Origin of the sequence: Heliomarina baculiformis, assembly GCF_019966545.1 — a bacterium.
Classification (GTDB): domain Bacteria; phylum Pseudomonadota; class Alphaproteobacteria; order Rhodobacterales; family Rhodobacteraceae; genus Heliomarina; species Heliomarina baculiformis.
Genome location: NZ_JAIMIC010000010.1, coordinates 39,964 through 63,210, shown reverse-complemented (window position 1 = coordinate 63,210; position 23,247 = coordinate 39,964). Strand labels below are relative to the sequence as shown.

Below are 23,247 nucleotides of genomic sequence, written 5' to 3'. Positions count from 1 at the left end.
CGAAAACTAGGGCTTGACGTAGAGAATTTTCGCAAACGAGGCAGATGCGTGAAAATGGATAATGGACCACTGAGCGATGTCAGGGTGATTGAACTGGGGCATGTGATCGCTGCACCGATGTGCGGCGCATTGCTGTCCGATTTTGGAGCCGACGTGGTCAAGATCGAGCGTCCGGGGCAGGGTGACATGCTACGGGTGCTGAGCGCGCGCGCCAGCGATGGCGTGGGCGTCTGGTGGAAGACCCTGGCACGAAACAAACGTCTGATGGCGCTGGACTGGAAGAGTGAAGACGGTCGCGCCATTCTGCGCCGACTGGTCGAAAACGCCCATGTACTCATCGAGAACTTTCGCCCCGGCGTTCTGGAAAGAGCAGGGTTGGCACCAGAGGTCTTGCATGACTGGAACCCCGATCTGGTGATCGTGCGGATCTCGGGTTACGGCCAGACGGGGCCGCGCGCCTCTTGGCCTGGTTTCGGTCGGGCCGGTGAAGCCATGAGCGGTCTGGCCCACATCACGGGCTTTGCTGACAATGCACCGATGCATCCCGGTTTCCCTGCGGCGGATTCGACCACCGGTCTCATGGCGGCCTACGGCACGATGATGGCGCTGCATGCGGTGCGAAACGGCAGTGCCCGGGGACAGGTGGTAGACTTGGCCATTTTTGAGCCGCTCTTGCGTTTGATCGACTACCACGTGCCCACGCGCACCGGCGCGGGACTGCCGGTTGACCGAAATGGACTTCAGGCCCCGAATTCCTACGCCCCGGCGGGGGTGTTCCGTGCCCGGGACGGAAAATGGATCACCGTCAGCGCGGGCAGTGCGGCAACCGGGCGGCGCCTGCTGGAGGCGGCAGGTGGCAAGACATGGGCGGAACAGCCGCAGTTCCAGAGCCTCGACGGTTTTGCAGAGCATATGGACGAAATCGTCGACCGGCTCGGGGCATTCGTTGCCGAGCATGACGCGAAGGAGGCAATCGACATCTTTGACGCCCACGATGCGGTGGCAGCGATGGTCTATGACGTTGATGATATCCTGGCCGATCCTCAGATCGAAGCCCGGGGGAATATTGTCGGTGTGGATGGCGACGACACCAAGGTCGTAGGGCCGTTGCCAAAGCTGGACAAGACGCCGGGGCGGCTGCGCTGGCTTGGGCGCGGCGAACTGGGCGCCGACACCCGGTCGATTTTACAAGAGCTCGCGTACGACATCGGGCAAATCGACCAGCTTATCGAAAAAGGCACTGTGGTCGAACCGGGCCGCTGAGCCGGGTCTGCAAGACTTGAGGAGAAATTCATGACTTATCAGATGACATCCGAGCAGCAGGGAATCCGCGATGCGGTCCTGCGGATTTGCGAAGAATTCGATGACGAATTCTGGCTAACCCGCGATCGCGAAGGCGGTTTCCCGCGAGAGTTGCATCAAAAGCTCGCCCGCGATGGCTGGCTGGGGATTGCCATTCCCGAAGAATACGGTGGCGCCGGTCTTGGCATCGTCGATGCTGCGATCATGATGCAGGCCATTGCAGAATCCGGCGGCGGCAACAGCGCCGCCTCGGCGATCCACATGAACATCTTCGGCCTGAACCCGGTCGTGAAATTTGGCACCGATGACCAGAAGAAGAAATACCTTCCGCCTTTGGTTGCCGGCGATGAGCGTGCGTGTTTCGGGGTGACCGAACCGACAACCGGCCTGGACACCACAAAGCTGAAAACACGCGCCGTGCGCCAGGGGGACCGTTACGTAGTGCATGGCCAGAAAGTCTGGATTTCGACCGCCCAGGAGGCCGACAAGATCCTGCTGCTGGCGCGCACGACCCCGCTTGAGGACGTCAAGAAACCGACCGAAGGTTTAAGCCTTTTTTACACTGATCTGGACCGCACGTTCGTTACCGTGCGCGAGATCGAAAAGATGGGCCGCAAGTGCGTCGACTCGAACGAGTTGTTCATCGACGGGCTTCCGATCCCGGCCGAGGATCTGATCGGCGAAGAAGGCCAGGGATTTCGCCAGATCCTGCACGGGCTGAACCCCGAACGGGTTCTGGTTGCCGCCGAAGCGGTCGGAATCGGGCGCAATGCGCTTCGGCGCGCCGCGGATTACGCCAACGAGCGTGTCGTTTTTGGCAGGCCGATCGGTCAGAACCAGGGTGTACAGCACCCCTTGGCGGTCAGCTGGGCGGAACTGGAGGCGGCCAACTTGATGGCGATGAACGCAGGCGCGCTCTACGACGCTGGCAAGCCCTGCGGAAATGAAGCCAACGCAAGCAAATATCTGGCCGCCGAGGCGGCGGTGAAGGCGACGCAGACCGCGCAGCTGACGTTCGGCGGATTTGGATATGCCAAGGAATACCATGTCGAGCGCCTGGTTCGGGAGGCCATTCTGTTCCGCATCGCGCCGGTGACCCCGCAACTGGTGCTTTCGTTCATCGCGGAACATGCGCTCGGCCTGCCAAAATCCTACTAATACGAAAGAATCAAAGGAAGACCCATGCGAATTCACGGAATGGATGCCATTTTCAACCCTCGATCAGTGGCTGTGATTGGCGCCTCAAGCGACCCCAAGCGCATCGGCGGCAGGCCGGTAGACTTTCTCAAGCGGCACGGCTTCGACGGCCCGATCCTGCCTATCAACCCGAGATCGCCCGAGGTGCAGGGCCTGACGGCGTATCCGTCGATCTCGGAGGCGCCCGCGACACCGGACCTGGCTGTGATCGCGCTGCCTGCGCCGCTGGCCGTTCAGGCAGTCGAACAATGCGCGGCCCGCGGTGTGCGGGGGGCGGTGATCTTCAGTTCGGGGTTCTCGGAGGTCGATGCCGAAGGGGCCGCGCTGCAGGCGCGCATGGTAGACATTGCGCGCGAGGACGGCATGCGACTTGTGGGGCCGAACTGCCTTGGCATCGCCAATGTTCGCCACAACCTCTATGCAACATTCACGCCTGGGGTCGAAAAGCACCTGCCAAAACCCGGCGGCGTGTCGATCGTCAGCCAGAGCGGCGCTTTCGGATCGTATTGCATGACGCTTGTTCGAATGCGCGGACTTGGGGTCAACATCTGGGCGACGACGGGGAATTCCTGCGATGTCGATTTTGCCGATGCCGTGGCCTATTGCGCACAAGATGATAATACCCGCGTCATCATGGGATATCTCGAAGGCGCAACCGATCGCGACAGGCTGGTCGAGGCACTGGAGCTGGCGCGCGCCCGGGAAAAGCCGGTGGTCATGATGAAGGTCGGGCGCAGCGCGGTCGGAGCAGAGGCCGCGCAGTCGCATACCGCCTCGTTGGCGGGGGCCGACGCGGTCTATGACGCGGCTTTCCGGCAATACGGTGTTTATCGGGCGCAATCGGTCGATGAATTGTTCGATGTGACTTACGCTTGCGCGGAGTCCGATTCGATGATGCAGGGCGACCGGCTGGGCCTTGTGACGGTCTCGGGCGGCGTCGGGGTGCTGATGGCCGACGAAGCCGAAAAGCTGAAACTGGACGTGCCTGCGCTTCCCGATCACGCTCAGAAAAAGCTGAAAGAGGTGCTGCCCTTCGCGGGTGTACGCAACCCGGTCGATGTGACGGCGCAGCTGGTCAACCAGATCGACCTGCTGGAGACCAACATGGATGTGTTGTTTGGCGACGGCGAGATCGACGGAGCCATTATCTTTATGTCCACGGTCGGTCTTGTCGCCGACCTGAACGAAGCCATTCGAAGCGGTCTGGAGCGGATTCGCGAGAAGTATCCCGGTCGGCCGATGCTGTTCTGTTCGCTGACAGAGCCAGAGGGTCGTGCCGCATATGAAAAGTCAGGGTTCATCGTGTTCGAGGAACCGACCCGCGCCGTCCGCGCGATGGCCGCGTTGCGCTATTTCGCCCGATCCTTCGCGCGGGCAGGCGAAAATGATCCGATACCCGAACTGTCTAACCTGTCGCCGTTGCCGGACGGAATGGTGAACGAGATCGAGGCCAAGGCCCTGCTTGCCGAGGCCGGCATCGGGATCGTGCACGAAACCCTGGCCACCACCCCCGAAGCGGCAGCCCAGGCCGCGCAAGAAATGGGATTCCCAGTTGTGCTGAAGATTGCCTCGCCCGACATCCTGCACAAATCCGACATCGGGGGCGTTGCGCTGGACCTGCGTTCGGTCGAAGATGTCCGCGCCGCCGGGGCACGGATCCTGAAGCTGGCATCCGAGAAAATACCCGACGCGCGGATCGACGGGCTTGTCGTCGCCGAACAGGCAGCGCCCGGACTGGAAGCCATTCTTGGCGTGACCCATGACCCGGCTTTCGGGCCGGTGGTCATGTTCGGTCTGGGCGGCGTGTTTGTCGAGGCTCTCGAAGACGTGTCGTTCCGTGTTGCGCCGTTCGGCCCGGCCGAAGCGCATCGCATGATTGACGAAATCCGCAGCCGCAAACTTCTGGACGCATTCCGGGGCGCGCCCGAACGCGACATCGACGCGCTCGCCGACGCTCTTGCGCGGCTGTCTGCCTTTGCAGTGCATCACGGGGCAGCGCTTGAGACCATTGATGTCAATCCATTGATCGTCGGGGCCAGCGGGCAGGGCGCTGTCGCCGCTGACGGTGTGATCATACCCACCAAGCGACGAGGCCACTGATAACCGAGGCCGAAATCTCTCTTGCTATCCAAGCCGCGAGTGGCGCGCCTCCTGCGATTTTCTAACAGTTGACAGAATCTGTATGCGCAATCATTCTGCTTTACAGAACGCTGTGCACATAATCGCACGCAGGGGAGGGGAACATGGAAAACGCGCACCAGGCCTTGGTAAAGACAGGCGGCGATCACATCGTGAAATCGGTGGCGCGCACCTGTCAAACTTTGGTGTACTTCGATGAAGTTCGCCGTCCGCTGTCGGTCGTTGAAGTGGCCAAGGAACTGGGGTACCCACAGTCGAGCACCTCGGCGCTGCTTAAAAGCTTGGTCAAGCTTGGATTTCTCTCGCACGACGCCCGGAGGAAGAGTTACTTTCCCACCGAGCGCGTTCCGCTTTTGGGTTCGTGGATGAATCCAGATCTGTTCGGCGAAGGCACGATCCACCGGCTGCTAAGGACAATTTCGGAACGCACACAGCATGTGGTGGTTTTGGCAACTAAGAACGGGGACGAAGCCGAATACGTTCAAGTTATCCGTCCGAAAGAATCGCCGATCCACCACATATCACTCGGGACGCGTCGTCCGCTGGGGAATTCGGGTGTTGGGCGCGTTCTGATGAGCCGTTTCAGCGACGAAGAAGTGTGTAGTCTGTTCCGCAAGATCAACGCCTATCGCGCGCCCGACAAACCGGCAGTGGACGTGAAGGCCTTCGTTGCCTCGCTGGCAGAAACTCGAGCCAGAGGCTACTACCTGTCAACCGATCAGGTGGTTCAAGGGAGCGGCTTAATTTCCATGCCGTTTCCTAACCACCTGAGTTCGCGGCTTTTCGCTGTCGGGGTTGGTGCTCCAACTGATGTTATCTTGCGGTCCGAGAAAAAGATCGTAGGGATCATGCGCGAAGAAATCGTTCGAAATCTGAGAAAGATGAGTCAACGGTCCCTGACCTGCTGAACGTCTGAATCAGCAATCGTGAAATATGGTCCGACTTCACTAAAAAGAGGGACTGATCGGCGCCGAGGGCGAGGCGTTCGCCATCGCCAAGCATTACCTAAATGTGGGTCGCTGTTTCGTTTCCTTCACCTGTCTCGGCCTGTCAATTGCAGCCTATGAGGCGGCGCTGCGCTATGCGGGCGAGCGAGAACAGTTCGGACGTAAGATCGGAGGGTTTCAGCTGGTACAGCAGATGATCGCTGAAATGATGACTGGCGTGGAAACCTCGCGGCTGCTGGCCTGCCGCACCGCCGACGCACTGGATCGTGGGGCGCCGGATCGCGGCCGGGCCTGTTCCATGGCCAAGCGCCACAATTCCGACACGGCACTGCGGGTTTGCGAGACCGCCTTGCAGGTGCACGGCGGGGCGGGCTACACCCGTGATTTCCCGGTCGAACGCTACTATCGCGATGTGCGACATCTCACGATTGCTGAAGGCACCAACCAGCTTCAGGCGCTGCTTCTGGCGCAGGGGGCTTTGGGCATCTCGGCCCTGCGGGGCTGACTACCTTGCCCCCCCGGCCCGAGGCAAAGCCTGGATCAAACTGCGTAACGCCGTTGGGCGGGAACGATCATGAAGTGGCTGCATTGTCTGTGCCGTTCCCGCCCGGGCGTGTTTCAGAACGCATTCAGGCCCGTCAGGTTGCGCCCAATGACCAGCTTCTGGATCTCGGTCGTTCCGTCCGGGATTGGCATTACCTTGGCATTGCGGAAGTGCCGTTCGACGGGAAACTCCTTTGTGATGCCGTTGCCGCCGTGTATCTGCACGGCCTTGCCGGCGATTTCGACAGCCATTTCCGTCGCATACCATTTCGCCATCGAGGTCTGGGTGTCGCAACGCACGCCCAGATCCAGAAGTTGCAGCCCGCGCTGGCACAACAGGCGCGCGGCATCCAAGTGTGTGGCCATATCGGCCAGATAGCCTTGAATCAACTGGTGCCCGCCGATCGGCTTGCCATGCTGTTCGCGATCCTGTGCATATTTGACGGCACATTCCAGTGCGGCCTGGGCAATGCCAATGCTGGTCAGGCCGACAAACACGCGTGCGCTTTCAAACAGCTTCAAAGTCTGGAACAGGCCCCCGCCTGCATTGCCGAGAACATGTTCGGCGGTGGTTTCGGCCCGGTCGAAAAACAATTCGCAGGTCGAAGCACCGACAAGCCCCAGCTTGCGCAATTCGCGGCTTTCGTATCCGCCGGTGTCACGGTCGACGATGACCATGGAAATACCGTCGTCCAGATTGCAGACAACGATGGCGAAATCCGACTGGGCCCCATTGGAAATCCAGAGCTTCTGGCCGGTGACTAAAATCTTGTCGCCCTCGCGGTCTGCGCGGGTTTTGACCTCGCGCACGTTCGAGCCGACCTCTGGTTCGGAAATACAGGTGGCACAGATCCGTTCGCTGCGCAGGAGCGGCTTCAGATAGGCCTCTTTCTGCGCCGGATTTCCCAGAAGGTTGACCGCAAACACGGCGTGGCCTTGGATCAGGACCGCAATTGCCAGATCTGCCCATATCCGGGCCAGTTCCTCGTAAAGGATGCCATAGGTCATGCGGTCGATTCCGGCACCGCCGTCTTTCTCGGGGATCAGGCCGCTGATCAGCCCGAATTCCTCGACCTTGGCGAACAGGGACTTCAGCGTTTTCGCATCGGGCGGGTGTCCGAGGTCTTCGTATTTCTCGGCCAGCGGAGCGAACTCTGCCTCGGCCATCTTGCGGAAGTTCTCCAGCAACATGCGTTGCTCGTCTGTATAGATTGCCTGAGCGGCGGCGATCACGTTTTCCATAATTCTTTTCCTTGTTTCAGCAGCCGAGAATGGTGACACAGGCGGCAGCTTCTTCTACCCCGTGCAAGCCCCCACCGTTTTCGGCGATGGCGTTCTGCGCCCCTTCGACTTGACGCGCGCCGGCTTCGCCGCGCAGTTGCGTGACCAGTTCAAAGACCTGCCCGATACCGGTGGCCCCGACCGGGTGGCCCTTGGATTCCAATCCGCCCGAGGGGTTCACCGGAATGCGTCCGCCGATCTTTGTGTCGCCGCGCAAGCTGGCCGGGCCGCCCTCACCGAATTCGACAAACCCGAGGTTCTCGATCTGGATCACTTCACCGACGGCCGTGGCGTCATGCACTTCGGCCACCGACATATCCTCGGGGCCGAGCCCGGCCTGTTCATATGCCTGAAGCGCGGCCAGCCGGGTCAGGTGGTTCTTGTAATCTTCCGGCGGACGGTCGGTGCCCGAGCGCAAGATCGCGGCCTTGACCTTGATCGCGCGAGCGGGATCGAGCCCCAGCCGTTTGAGGCCCTCGTCCGTACAAAGCACCGCCGCCGCGGCACCGTCCGAGATCGGGGCGCACATCGGCAGCGTTAGCGGATAGGTGATGGGCGGGGCGGCCAGAACCTGATCGACACTCATTACATCGCGGTACTGCGCCAGCGGGTTATGTGCGGAATGTGCGTGGTTCTTGGCGGCGACGGCGGCGAACTGTTCCTGCGTGGTGCCAAAGGTTTTCATGTGCAACCGCGCGAAGCCTGCGTAGACATCCATGAACACGCTGTAGGGCTTGGGCGATTTCGATCCTTCGGGTTCCTCGACTCCGGCACCCAGATCGGCCAGCCGTTGCGCGACCTCGTCGCCGTTGCTGACGTCCCAGCCGCTGTCGAAGGCCGAAAACATCAACGCGCGGTCGTCGGAATACATCTTTTCGGCGCCTACGGCGAGGCAGCAATCGCCATTGCCCGCCTTGAGAAAATCCACCGCCAGTTTGAACCCGGTCGAGGCGCTGGCACAGGCGTTTTCGACATTCACCACCGGAATACCCTGAATGCCCATCTCGCGTAGCGCGATCTCGCCCCGTATCATGTGCTGGCCTTCCATGTGGCCCTGCACCGCGTTCGAGAAGAACGCGCCGTCGATGCGATCAGCCGTAACTCCGGCGTCTGAAAGGGCGGCGGCGACGGCCTCGCCGGTCATGGCCTTGATGGTTCTGTCCCGGAATTTTCCGAACGGCGTCATCCCGACGCCAACGACGTAAATGTCCTGCATCGTTTGTCCTCCTGATCTAGTATCCGCGAAACTGCGGTTTTCGTTTTTCATTGAACGCCGACAGGCCCTCGTGCATGTCCCAGGACCGCATGTGCGCGCGCAGATTCAGCATCTCTTCGGCCAGGGCGGCGGTTTCATCCACGTCCATTGATCGGTTGGCGACCCTCTTCATGCGGCGCAAGACCGCCGGGCTTTTGTCTGCCAGTCTGTTGGTAAAGGTCTGCACCGCGTCGCGCAGGTCTTCGTCCGCGACGACCTTGTTGACCAGCCCCCAGTCCATCATGTCCCGCGCCGAAACGTTCTCGCCCGAGAACAGCAGGTATTTCGCGCGGTTCAGGCCAATCCTGCGCGGCAGGATCGCCGCACCGCCTGCTCCGGGAAAGACCCCGAAATTGGAGTGTGCGTCGCCCAACTGGGCGCTTTCGGCGGCAAAGACCAGATCGCAGGCCATCACCATTTCCAGACCGCCCGCCATGGCCAGCCCGTTCACGGCGGCGATCACGGGTTTAGGGCCATGTCGCATCAGTCCAAACGTGTGATCGACAAGATCAAGCAGATCTGGCTCGCCCGGTGCATGTTTGGCGCCAGCAACTTCTTTCAGATCGGCACCGGCGCAGAACGCTCGCCCCGAACCGGTCAGGACAATTGTGCGAACCGCATCGTCGGCCAGAGCGGCCTCCAGCGCGGCCGCGATCTCTCGCAACATCTGCGTTGACATCGCGTTGAGCTGTTCGGTGCGCTGAAAGGTAATCCATTCAGTTTTTGCTACCCGCTCAACAAATAGCGTCTGCCTTGCTTCAATCATTACAAGCTCCTGATTAATAGAGGAATTTTGGTTTTTCGCCTTGCCTTTTGCGGCCATCTGCGCTGCACTGGCGCGGACCCGCACGCGGACAAAACAAGAGCTGGAGACTGATATGAGCAATGCACCCCTGACCGGTCTGAGGATTCTCAGCCTTGCCGAACAATTTCCCGGTCCCTATGCGACAATGCTGTTGTCCGACATGGGGGCCGAGGTGATCATGATCGAACGTCCGGGCATCGGTGATCCGGCCCGGCAGTTTCCGCCGTTGTTCCGGGCTCTGAACCGGGGCAAGCGCAGCGTCGCGCTGGATCTGAAATCGGCCGAGGGGCTGGCACGGTTTCGCGAACTGGCCAAGGTTTCGGATGTTATCGTCGAAGGGTTCCGCCCTGGAAAGCTCGCAGCCTTGGGCGCCGGGTTCGAGGACTTGCGTGGCGTCAACCCGCGGCTGGTCTACGTGTCGATTTCGGGTTACGGGCAGGACGGCCCCTATCGTGACCGTGCCGGCCACGACCTGAGCTACGAAGGCGTTGGCGGCCTGCTGGCCGATCAGGCCGATGCGGGGCAACCGGGCCCTGTTCCGGCGATCCCCCTCGCGGATGTGGGCGCGGCGTTGTTCGCGGCGATCGCAATCCTGTCGGCGGTCGTATCGTGCCAGCGGACGGGACAGGGGCGTTTCGTGGACGTGTCCATGTCGGACGCTGTGGTTTCGATGTTGACGGCATTCCTTGTTCCGGCGGCCAACGGCACACCGCTGGGCGAGTTCATCGCCGAACCGGGCTACGGCGTGTTCACCTGCAAGGACGGCAAGCTCATGACCTTGTCCATCGCGCATGAGGACTGGTTCTGGCAACCGTTCTGCGATGTGATCGACAGAGCGGATCTTGCGCCGTTGACAGGCCGCGACCGTGTCGCCCGCAAGGACACGCTCCGCGAAGAGATCGCGGCGGTTCTGGTCGGCAAGACGCGCGCCGAATGGGGCGATCTTCTGGACAAGGCGGGCGTGCCTTGGGGTCCGGTCAATTCCTTGGTCGAAACGCTGGACGACCCCCATGTGCGTGCGCGACAGTTGCTGCGCACGATCGCGCATGACAGCGGCAGGACCGAGACGTTCGTTATCCAGCCTCTGAAGTTCGATGGTTTCGAGACCGCAGCCCCTGACCTGCCACCAGAGCTTGGCGCAGACAATGACAGCGTTCTTTCGGACAGCGCCAGCTAGAGGCGGCTTCCGTCCGATGTCGGCTTTAGCAGGCAAAGGAATACCCGCCATTCACCGGATAGGTCTGTCCGGTGATCCAGCTGGCGGCATCCGAGCAGAGAAACAGGATCATTCCGGCGGGATCTTCCGGCTCACCCAGACGGCGGATCACATATTGCGACAATGCCCGCTTCTCGGTCTCTGCATCCGGGATCAGGTCGGCAACAGCCGGCGTTCTCGTTCCCCCCAGGGCGACGCAATTCGCGGTGATCCCGAACCGGCCACCCGCCTTGGCGATGGCCCGCATGAAGCCTGCCGCACCGGCCTTGGCTCCGGAATAAACCGCCAGATGCGGCTCGCCGACGCGACCGGCGTCGGAAATGACGGTCACGATGCGCCCATAGTCACCTTTGACCATCAAGGGCATGGCGTGTCGGGTGCAGTTCAGAACCCCATCGAAATTGGTCGCCATCCAGCGGCGCCATTCGGTGGGATCCGACTCCCAAAACGGGACAAGATCGTCAAGACGCGATGTCGGCCCGGCGTTGCCTGCATTGTTCACCAGAATATCCACGCCGCCGAAGGCGTTCTGAGCCTCGGCAAACGCCGCGCCGACCGCGTCGAAATCCGACACATCGAACGCGAGCGGCAGCGCCTTTGCACCGGCTGCCTCCACTTCCGCGGCAACGCTTTCGGCCCGTTCGGCGTGAAAATCGTTGACGACGACGGCACCGGCCCCGTGTTCAGCCAGATAAAGCGCGACTTGCCGGCCCACGCCCTGACCCGCTCCGGTTACAAATGCGGTACGCCCCTTGATGGATAGCAGTTCACTCATTGTCGTTCCTTTCCTATCCCAGCCATCTTTTGCGGCGGCGATAATGTTTGATGTCGCGATAACTTTTGCGCTCGCCCGAGGCGGTGACACCGAGATAAAATTCCTTGATGTCCTCATTGTCAGCGAGCTTGTCTGCCGGGCCATCCATCACGATACGGCCATTTTCCATCACATAGGCGTAGTCGGCGATCGACAGTGCAGCAGCGCTGTTCTGTTCGACCAGGAAAAAGGTCGTGCCTTCTGATTTGAGTTGCTTGAGCACCTCGAAGACATCCCGGATCATCATCGGGGCCAGACCCAGGGACGGCTCGTCAATCGCGATGATCTTGGGCTTGGCCATCATGGCCCGGCCAATCAGCAGCAGTTGTTGTTCCCCACCGGACATGAAACCGGACGTGCGGTTGCGCAGGTCCGCAAGCCGCGGCATCAGAGTATAGACATGATCCAGACGGTTTTTTAGCTCGGCGGAGTTGGGCACCATGTGTCCGCCGACGATCAGGTTTTGCTCTGACGTCAGATGCCGCAACACGCGCCGGCCTTCCATCACGTGGATCAGGCCATTCTTCACGACTTCCGAGGCTTCCATGTTCTGAACGGGGGTTCCGTCCAGAACGATGGACCCTGCCGAAACGGTTCCATCCTCGGATTTGAGCGTTCCCGAGATGGCCTTGAGTGTCGTGCTTTTGCCCGCCCCATTGCCACCGAGCAGAGCAATACATTGACCTTCACTGACTGTCATAGACACGCCTTTAAGCGCCAGGATGACGTCGGAATAGGTCACTTCTACATTGTTGAGTTCCAGCATGGTCATATTGCCCGGGCTAAAGATCAGGACGGGCGCCGCGACTGCGGCGCCCGGATTATTTCACCACTTCTGAACGTCAGGAACGTCTACGCCGATCGCTTCGATGGTGATCTTGCCATCTTTGACAGTACCCACATTCACCTTGAGACCTTCCAAAGGGAAAGGCGCTTCGGGAGTGAACGTGAGGGATGGAAGAAAGCCGTGGGTTTCTTCGGTGGTGATCGGCCCGGCAAAAAGCGCCTCGCGTACCATCTCTCCGGTCAGGCCCTCGGCACCGTTCGCCTCGATCGCGTGATCGATCACGGTCGCGACAAAGAGGCCCTGAGACACGCCCATTGCGGTCACGACGTTCCAGGGCGCCTTGAGCCCATGATCCGCAACCAGTGTTTCATAGAACTGCCGCGCGGGAGTGTCCTCATCGGCTGCGATCGCCATGCCGTAGGCTTCAAAGTCGCCCTCCAGTTGATCAAGCCCGCCAAGCGCGCCGCCCGAGGCCGGAAGCCCGTTATGCGAACTCATCATGATCGGGATGTTCGAACCGTTGGCCTGCAGTCCACGTTTCGCCGCAACCACGATAGAAGTGTTCGTCTGGATGATCAGCGCCTCGGCCCCGGCTCGCACGACGCGGCGCATTTGCCCCGTCAGGTCGGTCGGTTGCACTTCGGTATAGATGACCTCGACGAGATTGATCTCTTCAGGATTCTCTTCGGCATAGAGTTCGAGGCCCTTTGCCATATCGACATAGGCAGGCGAGGCCTCAGAGGCGAGGATCGCGACCTTAAGCGGACCGTCTCCGCCTCGCTGTTCACGCATCCAGTTCAGAAAGCCGGCACTCTCGTGCGAATAGGTCGGACGCGGGTTGAAAATCCAGGAATCCGGTTTCCAGGCAAAACCGTAGCTGGCCGTGGCCATGAACATCGGAATCTTGTCTTCCGGCAGGCGTTCGGAAAGTGCGGCAACGTCAGGCCCGCCAAGGCCGACGACCGCAATCGGATCCAGTTCCGATTTGATCCCGGGCCAGAGGCTTGCCACCTGTGCCGCGTCATAGCGGGTTTCGTAGTTCTTGTAGTTCAGCTTGACGCCGAGTTCCTTGCCTCGGGTTTCATTCCACCAGGTAAACACAGCCTCGCGTCCGCCCGCCAGAACGGGCATGATGTCAGCATAGGGGCCGGAAAAGTCCGACAGCAGGGCGAGATTATAGGTTGTCTCTGCCTGCGCTTTCAAAGGCATAGATGCCGCAACAGCAATGGCACACGCCGCCAGCAAGCCGCGAAGACCTCGTTTCGTTTGGTAAGTCATATTCTTCCTCCCAGGTTAAGAGCCGCTCTATTTTTTCAGTAGGGAAACGGCCAGATACGATAAGATGATTTCATTATGTTCCAGCGGTGCATCAGCCCCTTGGGTTCGAGGATCATGAACAATGCGATCACGCCGCCAAGAACGACATTCATGCCGGCGAACACGATGTCACCGCCAAGAAATGATACAGATTCGGCGATATTGGGGCCGACAGTCGCGATGATTTCCTGGATGATGCGGATAATGAAGACACCGACCAGGGCTCCGACGATTGATCCCATCCCGCCGACGATGATCATCGCGACAAAGAAGATCGAGTGAAACAAGGTGAACTGGTCCACCCCCACGAAGCGGATCAGATAGGCCCACAGCGCCCCGCCGACACCAGCATAGAAAGCGCCGATCAGGAAGGCATTCGCCTTGGTGGCCGCGACATTGATCCCCATGATACCTGCGGCCACGTCATCATCCCTGACTGCCACGAAGGCACGGCCAAAGCGTGATCGCACGATCCCGAACGCACCCGCGACCATGATCGCGGTGACCGCAAAATTCATGTAGAACTGCGCAGTTTCGCCAACGAAGCGCAGCCCGAAAAGTTCTGCGGGCGGCACGGTGATGCCGTTTGATCCACCCATCCAGGTTGACGGCAGGTTTAATACGGCAAAGTGGAACAGGAACTGTGCCGCAATCGTGGTCAGAGCCAGATAAAACCCCTTGATCCGCGCCGCGGTCAAACCAAAGAGAAAGCCGAATAGCGCAGCCGAGAGGCCGGCCAGAGGAATCGTCAACAAGAATGTAAGGCCGGTCTTCGAGGCCAGTATCGAGGCCGTATAGGCCCCGACCCCCATGAAAGCCGCCTGACCCAGGTTGATCTGGCCCGCATAGCCGGTGCAGATCTGAAGCCCTACGGCAATGACGGCGCTGATCATCATCATGTTCAGGATAGCGATGATACGCCCGCTTACCAGATAAGGCGCTAACAACAGTAAAGCCATGAACAAGACGAGGGCAAGCACCTGCCAGCGCGTTCGGATAATACGTCTATCACTGCGATAGCTTGTCGGGAAAATACCGGAGGGATCCATGGATTACACCCGCTCGATTGTGCGCCAGCCGAACAGGCCGGTCGGCCGGATCAGCAGAATGGCAAGCATGATGATGTATGGCACGACACTGCCGAGCGAGCCACCGATCAACGGATCAAGGTAGTTGGTGGTCAGGCTCTGGGCGATTCCGATGATTATTCCTGCCAGAATAAGCCCGCCGATGGACTCAAGCCCGGCAAACAGCGCCACCGGCAGGGCCGCGAACCCGATATCCGAGGCCAGGAAGGTCAGCGATTTGCCGCTGAGAAAGATCATTGCACCGATCGTGGACAGGATTGCCCCAAGCACCCAGGCAAAGGCAATCGAGCCCTTCACTGAAATCCCCATCGAAGATGCCACGACGTGATCTTCTGCCACTGCGGTCATCCGCAGGCCCGACCGGGTCCGGTTGAAGAACCACGACAGCCCGACGGCGGCGACAATGGTGATGATCCCGCCCATAAGGAGGTTCATCGGGATCAACATATCACCGAGGAACAACGGTTTCAGCGGGAAAATGATCGGGAAGGGCCGCACGGCGGGACCGAACACAAGCAGCACCAGCCCGCGCAACAGGATCAGCAGGCCGACAGTGACCATGACCATCGAAAAAACCGATTCACCGATCAGCTTTGTCAGAAAAATCCGTTCGATTGCGTAGCCGACCAAGCCAGCCAGAACCAGCGAAAGCGGTATCGACAACCAAAGGCTAAGCCCCGCTTGCATCGTCGTGAACCAGACGATGAACCCGCCGATGATCACAAGTTCGCCCTGCGCGAAGTTGAATACCTTGCTGGCGCGGTAAATCACGACAAAGCCCATGGCCACCAGCGAATACAGTAGGCCGATCAAAGCCCCGGTTATGATGTCATTGATGAAATAAACCATTTTCGCCGACCTCCTTTAGGTTTTGGACTGCCGCTTGGCAGCCTTCGATGCGTTTTCGACATCTGATACGCGAACCGTGGCCTTGAGAACGCCTTGACGGCCATCCTGATAGGTCACGGCGATTTCAAGATCGGTCTTGTCATCGCCGCCATAGATCGCTTCGACAAGCTTTGCATATCGTTCCTCCAGAAAGGCCCGCCGGAGTTTCCGGCTGCGGGTCAACTCGCCTTCATCCGGGTCGAGCTCTTTAGGGAAATTCGCAAACCGCGCGATGCGCGAGCCTTGGGGTAGAAGGCCATTGATGCGCGCCACTTCGCCTTTGATAAGCTCCAGAATTTCGGGTTTCTGCGACAGATCGGTGTATGTCGAGAAGCTGATCTTGTTCTCTTCCGCCCAACGACCCAGAACTTCCATATCGATATTGATAAGCGCGCTGACGAAGTCACGGCTTTCGTCGCCCAGGGTCATGAGATCCTTGATGAAGGGGCTGTAGCGCAACCGCGTTTCGATGAACTGCGGCGGATAGCTGTGCCCGTTTGCCAGGCGGCGCATGTCCTTGACACGATCAAAGAACAAAAGCTCGCCGTCGTCGGTCATGGACACCGCGTCACCGGTCTTGTACCAACCGTCTTCGGTCAGCTCCTCTGCGGTCTTTTCGGGCTTGCCGTGATAGCCGCCGAAGCCCGATCCGCCCCGCACCTGAAGCTCGCTTTCGTCCGAGACTCTGTAGTCCAGCGGTTCGCCGTAGTTCGTGTTGCTTTGCATCCAGCTGCCGCTGGTTTCCAGCTGATAGCTTTCGCCGACATGCGCAGTCAGAAGGCCGATTTCGGTCGCGCCATAGACGTTGCGCAGTTTGACGCCCATTGCGTGGAACATGCGAAAGACGTCAGGTGCCATCAGGGCGCCGCCGCTCATTGCGTTTTTGGCCTTACCAAGGCCAAGATTGTCGCGCAGGTGATGCAGCACCAGCGCCTCGGCAAAGGGAAGCTGCAGGCGTGCGGCAAGGCTGGGGCTGCGCCCTTCCAGCAGCTCGACATAAACGTTGCGACCGACTTTCATACCCCAATTGTACATCGCATTGCGGAACTTGCCCGCACCCAACATCCGGGCCTGGACGATAGAAGCGAGGTTCTCCCACTGGCGCGGGCTGAACACCAGCGCGTCAACCGCCAGTTCGCGAATGTTGGTCAGCACGTCTTCGGGGCCTTCGGGGAAATTTACGACCATGGGCGCGATCAAACCGATCGACAGACCGAAAATCTGTTCCGTGACCCAGGCGGGGGAAATGTAGGTCAGGTATTCCGTGCCTGGCGCGATTTCGATTGCCCCCATCACCCGCGAGCAGTTGTCGAACAGGTAGCGATGGCTGATGACAACGCCCTTGGGTTTTCCTGTGGTCCCGGAGGTATAGGACAGCAAGACGGTATCGTCCGCCCGCCCGCGTTTGACGTGTTCTTCAAATCTGGCAGGCTCCTTGGCGTGGATCTGACATCCTGCCACGCTCACACTTTCAAAGGAATGCAACAGAGGATGATCATAGCCCCAGAGGCCGGAATCATCCCAGTAAACGATCGCCAGGGCCCCTGAATACTTGCCCGCGATCTCGATGCATTTATCGACCTGCTCCTGATCCTGCGCCAGAAAAATCCGCGTTTGCGAATCTTCGGCCAGATACAGAATCTCTTCGGCGTTCTGATCCGGATAGACGGACAGGACTTTGCCGCCCAATGACTGGACGGCGTATTCAGCCCAGAAATGTTCGGGTTCGTTTTCGCCGATCATCATGACGGATTCGCCCGCCGACAGGCCCAGGTTCTCCAACCCAAGCGCCAGGGCGCGGACCCTGTCAAGCACATCGGCCCAGGTGAATTCACGCCAGATGCCAAGGCGCTTGTGGCGTTCGGCGAGGTCGTTCGGCGAGGAGGTTGCACGCGCGAGCAACACCTGTGGCAAGGTTTCGCTATGTGTCACTGCCGGATCTGAATAGACCATTGCTGTTCTTTGTTTGACCATCCCGCTACCCTAGATATGCCTTGATCACAGCCGGGTCCTTCTGGATTTCTTCCGGGGTGCCTTCGGCGATCACCCGCCCGAAATCCAACACCACAATCCGGTCGGCAAGGTCCATAACCACGCCCATGTCGTGCTCGACCAGAACCACTGGGATCTTGCGCGCTTCGCGCACATCGAGAATGAAGCGCGCGAGGTCTTCTTTCTCTTCCGAGTTCATGCCTGCCATCGGTTCATCCATCAGCAGGATCGACGGTTCCTGCGCCAATGCACGGCCCAGATCGACACGCTTTCGCAGTCCGTACCCCAACGTGCCCACGGGCCGATTGCGGATTGCCTCGATCTCCAGAAAGTCGATGATCTCTTCGGCGGCTTCGCGATGTTCCGATTCCTCGCGCATCACGGGACCGAATTGGAAAAAAGCCTGGATCACATTCGATTTCATCAGCATGTGACGGCCGATCATGATGTTTTCCACCACGGTCTGCCCGGCAAAAAGATGGGTGCCCTGAAACGTCCGCGCCAAACCGCGCCGGGCGATCTGGTCAACACGCAGGCCGGTTACGTCCTGACCAGACAATTCGACACGGCCTTTCTGTGGACGGTAGAAGCCCGCAGTAACGTTCAGAAGTGATGTTTTTCCGGCACCGTTCGGGCCGATGATCGCAAGCAATTCATCGTCGTTTACAGAGATGCTCACATCGTCGAGCGCCGTCACACCGCCAAATTTCAAAGTTGCACCACGCACCGCAAGCGGCGATGAGACGATCCCGCCATTCGTAGTCATGATGCAGCCCGTGCCTTTTCCCGACACGTCATGGAGTCGCGCACAGCCTGACCGTACGGTTGTCCGTTGAGAACGAGTTTTCCTCGCATCGTTTCTCCACCCACCTCTTTATTCAAAGGTTTGCCTGGTCTATCTACCAAATCTCCCCACACAATCTAACATATGTTAGAAAACTATATCAACACCGGAATCCATTTCCCCTACAGAACTATTCAGATCTCGGAATACTTGGCAGAAAAACTGCGTAGACCGTTTTGATCCTGACACCAGACTGTCCCGGAGGTTTCGGTCCCTTCATTGTGCAATTGCAATTCGCAGGGCAGGGTCAGCGGTGCGAGTCCGCGGAAAGAAAACCGGTGGGGGGACGTATTCAACGCATCCGCCGCCAGGTTCAGAAGCAGCGTTGCCTGTAAAGGGCCATGCACAACGAGCCCGGGATAGGCTTCGGTTTCGGTCGTGTAGATGTGGTCATAGTGAATGCGATGGGCGTTGAACGTCAGCGCGGAATAGCGAAACAGCAGCACCGGATCCGGTGTAAGGCTCGATCTGAGCGTGGCGGGGTCGGCCGCTGCGAGTGCCCTCTTCACCGGGCGCGGCGCGGCGATCTCACGAAAGACAATCGACTGCTGTTCCCGGATACAAAGCCGGTTGCCGCTGAAATACTCGTGTTCGACGGTCACAAAGACCAACGCTCCGCTGCGGCCCTGCTTGGCCGATATATCCCCGATCACTGAGCGGCGGGTGAAGGTTTCACCGATCGTCAGCGGCGCAACATGCGTAACATCGCCACCAGCCCACATGCGGGCCGGTAGGGGAACAGGCGGAAGAAACCCGCCCCTTGCGGCATGGCCATCTTCTGACAGAGAGGTCTTCGGCGCGGTATCAAGCGTCAAGCACCAGTGGATGCCCAGCGGCACATCGCCCGCTCCCTCCCAAAGATGTGGGCCAAACGTGGCACGGAATTTGTTGATCAGCCCCTGCGTCAGAACATCTTTCCTGGTTTCGGTGCGTCCCAGCCAGGGCGCCAGCGCGTCTAGGTCGATCTCTCTCATGGTCGCGGCCTCAGAAGGATCGCGGCATACCCAGGATATGCTCACCGACATAGGACAGGATCAGGTTGGTCGAGATCGGAGCGACCTGATACAGTCGGGCCTCGCGGAACTTGCGCTCGACATCGTATTCCCGCGCGAAACCGAAGCCGCCATGGGTCTGGATGCAGGCATTGGCCGCTTCCCAGCTGGCTTCCGAAGCCAGCAGCTTGGCCATATTCGCCTGCGCCCCACAATCCAGCCCGGCATCGAAACGTCTGCAGGCCTCAAAGCGCATCAGATTGGCGGCCTCGATGTTCACATAGGACCTGGCAATGGGGAATTGCACGCCCTGGTTCTGGCCGATGGGACGGTCGAAGACCACGCGGTCGCCGGCATAGGCGCGGGCCTTGTCAACGAACCAGTATCCATCACCGATACATTCCGCTGCAATCAGGGTCCGTTCGGCGTTCAGCCCGTCAAGAATATGGTAAAACCCGCGCCCTTCGGTCCCGATCAGGTTTTCAGCGGGGATTTCCAGGTTGTCGAAAAACACTTCATTGGTTTCGTGGCCGGGCATATTGGCGATGGGGCGGACCTCCATGCCGTTGCCGATTGCCTCTTTCAGATCGACCATAAAGATCGACAGGCCCTGCGACTTTTTCTTGACCTCGTTCAGAGGCGTGGTGCGTGCCAGAAGGATCATCAGGTCAGAATGCTGGATGCGGCTGATCCAGACCTTCTGGCCATTGATCTCATACTGGTCACCCTTCTTGACCGCGGTGGTCTTCAGTTTGGTGGTGTCAGTTCCGGTTGTCGGTTCGGTCACGGCCATGGATTGTAGGCGCAACTCGCCGCTGGCAATACTGGGCAGGTATTTCTGCTTTTGCTCATCCGAACCGTGCCGCAGCAGCGTGCCCATATTATACATCTGCCCGTGGCAATGACCCGCGTTGCCACCGCAGCGGTTCACCTCTTCCATGATGATCGAGGCTTCCGTCAACCCCAGTCCCGAGCCACCGTATTCCTCGGGGATCATCGCCGCGAGCCAGCCCTCGCGGGTCAGCGCATCGACGAATTCCTCGGGGTAGGTTTCGTTTTCGCCGAACTTGCGATGATATTCTGGCGGAAACTGCGCGCAAAGTGCGCGCAAGGCGTCGCGCAGATCGGTGTGAGTGTCTGGGGCTGACGTCTGCATTGGCTACTTCGCTCCTGGTCCCGACGTTTCAAGAATTTCCTGTTCGGCGCGCTGCCACAGCTCATAGGAAATCGGGTTTTCGCTCTCTTCGAGGATATGACCGACCAGACCGATGGCACGCGCCATGACGCCAAAGCCGCGCACGATCTTCCAGGGGAAGCCGAATTCACAGCAGATTGCACCGATCGCCCCGGTGGCGTTGATCGGCAGCATCTTGCCCGATTTTTCTTCGGCGACGGCCTGAATTTTCTGGATCAACGCGATGTATTCACCGGATTTTCCGTTTTCGGCGGCGATCTGGAACAGGCGCGGCGTGCGCGGATCGACAGGCTTGTGCACCGGATGGCCAAGCCCCGGCACGATGGCCTTGCGGGCGCGGAATTTTTCAACTGTTTCGACGGCAAGCGCATCCAGATCGACGCCGGTGCCGAGTTTTTCCTGCGGCAGCGCCTCGTAAAGCAATTTCGAGGCACCCTCCATCGAACCGACAAAGACGGTGCCAAGCCCACACAGCCCGGCCGCAACGGCCGCCTGAAGCGATTCCGGCGCACCCATGTAAGTCATCCGCGCCGCCAGAGCCGAAGGCGTGATGCCATGTTCGACAAGGGTAATGACGATGGCGTTGAACACCCGGCTTTCCTCGGGCGTGGCTTTCCGTCCCGTCAACTGCAGGAACGCCAGATCGCCGAGGTTCATGTGCCCGAGGATCTCGTTCGGCAGGTCGAGGCCACGCACGCTGATCTTGTCAGAGGTGCTCCAGGCAATATCGGAGCTTATTTTTTCTTTGCGTTTTCCCATTAGACCGGATCCCACGAAAAGACATCCGCCGAAACCTCGAGCGGCGTGAACTGTGATTTGAGCGCGGGAATGGCGCGCTCGGCGATTTCATCGGCGGTCCAGCCATCACCGGAATGGACCGACCGCACGGGGCGGGGCTGGTTGAACAGGAAGATCTCGTTTTTGCGAACCGCAAAGATTTGACCGGACACGTCAGCCGCGCGGTCGCTCATCAGAAAACAGGCCATTGGCGCGACCTTGGCCGGTGTCATTTCCTTGATCTTCTCGACACGCGCCACCTGTTCCGGGGTGTCTGTCTTGATAGACGAGATCATCCGGCTCCAGGCGAAGGGCGCGATGCAGTTCGAACGCACGTTCCAGCGCTTGAGATCCAGCGCGACCGATTTCGAAAAGGCAGCGATGCCCAGCTTGGCGGCGGAGTAATTCGCTTGGGCAAAGTTGCCGATCAGCCCCGAGGTCGAAGTCATGTGCACCAGCGCGCCGCCCTCCTGTTCTCGGAAATAGTCGGCAGCCGCGCGGCTGGTATTGAAGGCGCCGTACAGGTGGACCTTCACCACCGCGTCGAAATCCTCGTATGTCATCTTGTGGAAGAACCCGTCACGCAGGATGCCGGCGTTGTTCACCACCGCGTCGATACGGCCGAATTCCTTGACACCGGTCTCGATCATGGCGCGCGCGGCGTCGGGATCGGTGACGTTGCCGCCATCAGCGATCGCGTTGCCCCCTGCGGCCTTGATTTCTTCGACGACCTTCTGCGCTGCGGTTTCTGTCTGGCCTTTGCCTTTCAGAGATGCGCCCAGATCATTGACCACAACGGCAGCGCCTTCGGAGGCTGCCATCAAGGCGATATCACGCCCGATCCCACCGCCGGCCCCGGTGACCAGAACCACCTTTCCATCAAGTGCCTTTGTCATCTTCATTCTCCCTCAGCTTGCCTTGCGATACTTGTCCAGGCCGCCGGTATGCATGACCCGGCCCATGAGCGGTACGCCGATGATCTCTTCCGCCTTACCCGCCGCCGCAATCAGCTTGTCCAGATCAATGCCGGTTTCGATGCCGAGCTCGTGACACAGGAACACCGCATCCTCGGTGCAGACATTGCCTGCGGCGCGGGCGTGGCCGTGGCCCGCGAAAGGACAGCCGCCAAGACCGGCGACCGAGCTTTCGAACATGTCCACGCCCATCGACAGGGCGGCATGCAGATTGGCGATCCCAAGCCCCCGCGTGTCGTGGATGTGCATGCCGATGCGCGCCTCGGGCGACATTTCGCGCAGTGCGCCGACCATTCGTTTGACCGCCTCGGGATTCCCCCAGCCCATGGTGTCGGCGATCACAAGGATTGGCACAGGGATGTCCTCTTCTTCGCAAAGCTGAAGAATGAAGCGGAAATCGTCCAGAATGCGTTCTTGCGGGATGGGGCCTTCGAGGTTGCAGCCAAAGGCCGTCATCACATAGGCGGCGTCGACCGTATATCCCTCTTCCGTGTAAAGACGAACCCAGTCGCGTTGTTTTTCCCGCATGTCTGCGGACGAACAATTGTTGTTCGATTGGGCAAATGCCTCGGATGGATAGAACAGCAGACGCGGGTCGATATCGACCTCATGCGCCGTCAGGGCCTTGCGAAACCCTTTGTCGTTCAGCCACAGCGACGTGTAATTCACGCCCGGCTTGCGCTTGATACGCTGGAACAACTCCCCGGTGTCTGCCATCTGCGGCACATATTTCGGGCTGACAAAGCTACCGACCTGAATGCGCTTCAGACCGGTTTCGCTGAGCATGTCGATCAGTTCGATCCGTTCTTCGATCGGATAGATCTTTTTTTCGATCTGAAATCCCTCACGCGGGCCTTCTTCACGAAATTCGACAAATTTGGGAAAGTCGTTCAT

The 23,247-nt window shown here is 59.5% G+C and carries 21 protein-coding genes; 6 read left to right on the top strand and 15 right to left on the bottom strand.

Annotation, left to right across the window (positions count from 1 at the left end):
* Nucleotides 1–54: 54 nt before the first annotated feature.
* The 5 genes from MF268_RS20425 (at nt 55) to MF268_RS20405 (ending at nt 6,090) form a co-directional block, all read left to right on the top strand.
* Nucleotides 55–1,263 carry a CaiB/BaiF CoA transferase family protein gene (locus MF268_RS20425; protein WP_238372712.1) on the top strand — a complete coding sequence of 403 codons (1,209 nt, stop codon included), beginning with the start codon at nt 55–57 and terminating at the stop codon, nt 1,261–1,263.
* Between the two features lie 30 nt (nt 1,264–1,293).
* Entirely contained in the window at nt 1,294–2,460 is a 1,167-nt protein-coding gene (locus MF268_RS20420) for an acyl-CoA dehydrogenase family protein (protein ID WP_238372711.1), read from the top strand.
* A gap of 24 nt (nt 2,461–2,484) precedes the next feature.
* On the top strand, nt 2,485–4,599 hold the full coding sequence (locus tag MF268_RS20415; protein ID WP_238372710.1) for an acetate--CoA ligase family protein: 2,115 nt from the start codon (nt 2,485–2,487) through the stop codon (nt 4,597–4,599).
* A 143-nt stretch (nt 4,600–4,742) separates the two neighbouring features.
* Entirely contained in the window at nt 4,743–5,546 is an 804-nt protein-coding gene (locus MF268_RS20410; RefSeq protein ID WP_238372709.1) for an IclR family transcriptional regulator, read from the top strand.
* 52 nt (nt 5,547–5,598) lie between these two features.
* Nucleotides 5,599–6,090: an acyl-CoA dehydrogenase family protein gene (locus tag MF268_RS20405; RefSeq protein WP_273545125.1), complete on the top strand. Its 492-nt coding sequence runs from the start codon at nt 5,599–5,601 to the stop codon at nt 6,088–6,090.
* Nucleotides 6,091–6,203: 113 nt separating this feature from the next.
* Here the strand turns inward: MF268_RS20405 and MF268_RS20400 are convergent, their stop codons facing one another.
* From MF268_RS20400 to MF268_RS20390, 3 genes are read right to left on the bottom strand one after another with little or no spacing between them, the layout of a single operon-like run.
* Nucleotides 6,204–7,370 carry an acyl-CoA dehydrogenase family protein gene (locus MF268_RS20400; RefSeq protein ID WP_238372707.1) on the bottom strand — a complete coding sequence of 389 codons (1,167 nt, stop codon included), beginning with the start codon at nt 7,368–7,370 and terminating at the stop codon, nt 6,204–6,206.
* A 16-nt stretch (nt 7,371–7,386) separates the two neighbouring features.
* Nucleotides 7,387–8,625, bottom strand: a complete 1,239-nt coding sequence (locus MF268_RS20395; protein WP_238372706.1) for a thiolase family protein — start codon at nt 8,623–8,625, stop codon at nt 7,387–7,389.
* Nucleotides 8,626–8,641: 16 nt separating this feature from the next.
* Nucleotides 8,642–9,430, bottom strand: coding sequence for an enoyl-CoA hydratase/isomerase family protein (locus MF268_RS20390; protein ID WP_238372705.1), 789 nt, complete (start codon nt 9,428–9,430; stop codon nt 8,642–8,644).
* A gap of 112 nt (nt 9,431–9,542) precedes the next feature.
* On the opposite strand from MF268_RS20390, the gene MF268_RS20385 reads away from it, so the two are divergent.
* On the top strand, nt 9,543–10,646 hold the full coding sequence (locus MF268_RS20385; protein WP_238372704.1) for a CaiB/BaiF CoA transferase family protein: 1,104 nt from the start codon (nt 9,543–9,545) through the stop codon (nt 10,644–10,646).
* 25 nt (nt 10,647–10,671) lie between these two features.
* On the opposite strand, the gene MF268_RS20380 is transcribed toward MF268_RS20385, so the two are convergent.
* The 12 genes from MF268_RS20380 to MF268_RS20325 all read right to left on the bottom strand — a co-directional run bounded on the left by MF268_RS20380 (nt 10,672) and on the right by MF268_RS20325 (nt 23,247).
* On the bottom strand, nt 10,672–11,460 hold the full coding sequence (locus tag MF268_RS20380) for an SDR family NAD(P)-dependent oxidoreductase (protein WP_238372703.1): 789 nt from the start codon (nt 11,458–11,460) through the stop codon (nt 10,672–10,674).
* Between the two features lie 13 nt (nt 11,461–11,473).
* Entirely contained in the window at nt 11,474–12,265 is a 792-nt protein-coding gene (locus MF268_RS20375) for an ABC transporter ATP-binding protein (RefSeq protein WP_238372702.1), read from the bottom strand.
* 60 nt (nt 12,266–12,325) lie between these two features.
* Nucleotides 12,326–13,564 carry an ABC transporter substrate-binding protein gene (locus tag MF268_RS20370; protein WP_238372701.1) on the bottom strand — a complete coding sequence of 413 codons (1,239 nt, stop codon included), beginning with the start codon at nt 13,562–13,564 and terminating at the stop codon, nt 12,326–12,328.
* 35 nt (nt 13,565–13,599) lie between these two features.
* Nucleotides 13,600–14,652 (bottom strand): branched-chain amino acid ABC transporter permease, encoded by a 1,053-nt coding sequence (locus MF268_RS20365; RefSeq protein ID WP_238372700.1) that lies wholly within the window; start codon nt 14,650–14,652, stop codon nt 13,600–13,602.
* A gap of 3 nt (nt 14,653–14,655) precedes the next feature.
* Complete coding sequence (locus MF268_RS20360; RefSeq protein ID WP_027238748.1) at nt 14,656–15,540, bottom strand: branched-chain amino acid ABC transporter permease; 885 nt, start codon at nt 15,538–15,540, stop codon at nt 14,656–14,658.
* 15 nt (nt 15,541–15,555) lie between these two features.
* Nucleotides 15,556–17,532 (bottom strand): AMP-binding protein, encoded by a 1,977-nt coding sequence (locus tag MF268_RS20355; RefSeq protein WP_238372699.1) that lies wholly within the window; start codon nt 17,530–17,532, stop codon nt 15,556–15,558.
* Between the two features lie 25 nt (nt 17,533–17,557).
* Nucleotides 17,558–18,337 carry an ABC transporter ATP-binding protein gene (locus tag MF268_RS20350; protein WP_238372698.1) on the bottom strand — a complete coding sequence of 260 codons (780 nt, stop codon included), beginning with the start codon at nt 18,335–18,337 and terminating at the stop codon, nt 17,558–17,560.
* Nucleotides 18,338–18,549: 212 nt separating this feature from the next.
* Nucleotides 18,550–19,389 (bottom strand): HTD2 family dehydratase, encoded by an 840-nt coding sequence (locus MF268_RS20345; protein WP_238372697.1) that lies wholly within the window; start codon nt 19,387–19,389, stop codon nt 18,550–18,552.
* Nucleotides 19,390–19,399: 10 nt separating this feature from the next.
* Nucleotides 19,400–20,563, bottom strand: coding sequence for an acyl-CoA dehydrogenase family protein (locus MF268_RS20340; RefSeq protein ID WP_238372696.1), 1,164 nt, complete (start codon nt 20,561–20,563; stop codon nt 19,400–19,402).
* Between the two features lie 3 nt (nt 20,564–20,566).
* Nucleotides 20,567–21,361, bottom strand: coding sequence for a citryl-CoA lyase (locus MF268_RS20335; protein WP_101657250.1), 795 nt, complete (start codon nt 21,359–21,361; stop codon nt 20,567–20,569).
* A complete protein-coding gene (locus tag MF268_RS20330; protein WP_238372695.1) occupies nt 21,361–22,275 on the bottom strand; it encodes an SDR family NAD(P)-dependent oxidoreductase in 915 nt (304 codons plus the stop codon). The genes MF268_RS20335 and MF268_RS20330 overlap by 1 nt, the downstream gene beginning before the upstream one ends.
* A gap of 12 nt (nt 22,276–22,287) precedes the next feature.
* A complete protein-coding gene (locus tag MF268_RS20325) occupies nt 22,288–23,247 on the bottom strand; it encodes a hydroxymethylglutaryl-CoA lyase (protein WP_238372694.1) in 960 nt (319 codons plus the stop codon).

Coding starts and splice junctions, on each gene's coding strand:
- MF268_RS20425 (WP_238372712.1), top strand. CDS start 55: ATGGATAATGGACCACTGAGCGATGTCAGGGTGATTGAACTGGGGCAT.
- MF268_RS20420 (WP_238372711.1), top strand. CDS start 1,294: ATGACTTATCAGATGACATCCGAGCAGCAGGGAATCCGCGATGCGGTC.
- MF268_RS20415 (WP_238372710.1), top strand. CDS start 2,485: ATGCGAATTCACGGAATGGATGCCATTTTCAACCCTCGATCAGTGGCT.
- MF268_RS20410 (WP_238372709.1), top strand. CDS start 4,743: ATGGAAAACGCGCACCAGGCCTTGGTAAAGACAGGCGGCGATCACATC.
- MF268_RS20400 (WP_238372707.1), bottom strand. CDS start 7,370: ATGGAAAACGTGATCGCCGCCGCTCAGGCAATCTATACAGACGAGCAA.
- MF268_RS20395 (WP_238372706.1), bottom strand. CDS start 8,625: ATGCAGGACATTTACGTCGTTGGCGTCGGGATGACGCCGTTCGGAAAA.
- MF268_RS20390 (WP_238372705.1), bottom strand. CDS start 9,430: ATGATTGAAGCAAGGCAGACGCTATTTGTTGAGCGGGTAGCAAAAACT.
- MF268_RS20385 (WP_238372704.1), top strand. CDS start 9,543: ATGAGCAATGCACCCCTGACCGGTCTGAGGATTCTCAGCCTTGCCGAA.
- MF268_RS20380 (WP_238372703.1), bottom strand. CDS start 11,460: ATGAGTGAACTGCTATCCATCAAGGGGCGTACCGCATTTGTAACCGGA.
- MF268_RS20375 (WP_238372702.1), bottom strand. CDS start 12,265: ATGCTGGAACTCAACAATGTAGAAGTGACCTATTCCGACGTCATCCTG.
- MF268_RS20370 (WP_238372701.1), bottom strand. CDS start 13,564: ATGACTTACCAAACGAAACGAGGTCTTCGCGGCTTGCTGGCGGCGTGT.
- MF268_RS20365 (WP_238372700.1), bottom strand. CDS start 14,652: ATGGATCCCTCCGGTATTTTCCCGACAAGCTATCGCAGTGATAGACGT.
- MF268_RS20360 (WP_027238748.1), bottom strand. CDS start 15,540: ATGGTTTATTTCATCAATGACATCATAACCGGGGCTTTGATCGGCCTA.
- MF268_RS20355 (WP_238372699.1), bottom strand. CDS start 17,532: ATGGTCTATTCAGATCCGGCAGTGACACATAGCGAAACCTTGCCACAG.
- MF268_RS20350 (WP_238372698.1), bottom strand. CDS start 18,337: ATGACTACGAATGGCGGGATCGTCTCATCGCCGCTTGCGGTGCGTGGT.
- MF268_RS20345 (WP_238372697.1), bottom strand. CDS start 19,389: ATGAGAGAGATCGACCTAGACGCGCTGGCGCCCTGGCTGGGACGCACC.
- MF268_RS20340 (WP_238372696.1), bottom strand. CDS start 20,563: ATGCAGACGTCAGCCCCAGACACTCACACCGATCTGCGCGACGCCTTG.
- MF268_RS20335 (WP_101657250.1), bottom strand. CDS start 21,361: ATGGGAAAACGCAAAGAAAAAATAAGCTCCGATATTGCCTGGAGCACC.
- MF268_RS20330 (WP_238372695.1), bottom strand. CDS start 22,275: ATGACAAAGGCACTTGATGGAAAGGTGGTTCTGGTCACCGGGGCCGGC.
- MF268_RS20325 (WP_238372694.1), bottom strand. CDS start 23,247: ATGAACGACTTTCCCAAATTTGTCGAATTTCGTGAAGAAGGCCCGCGT.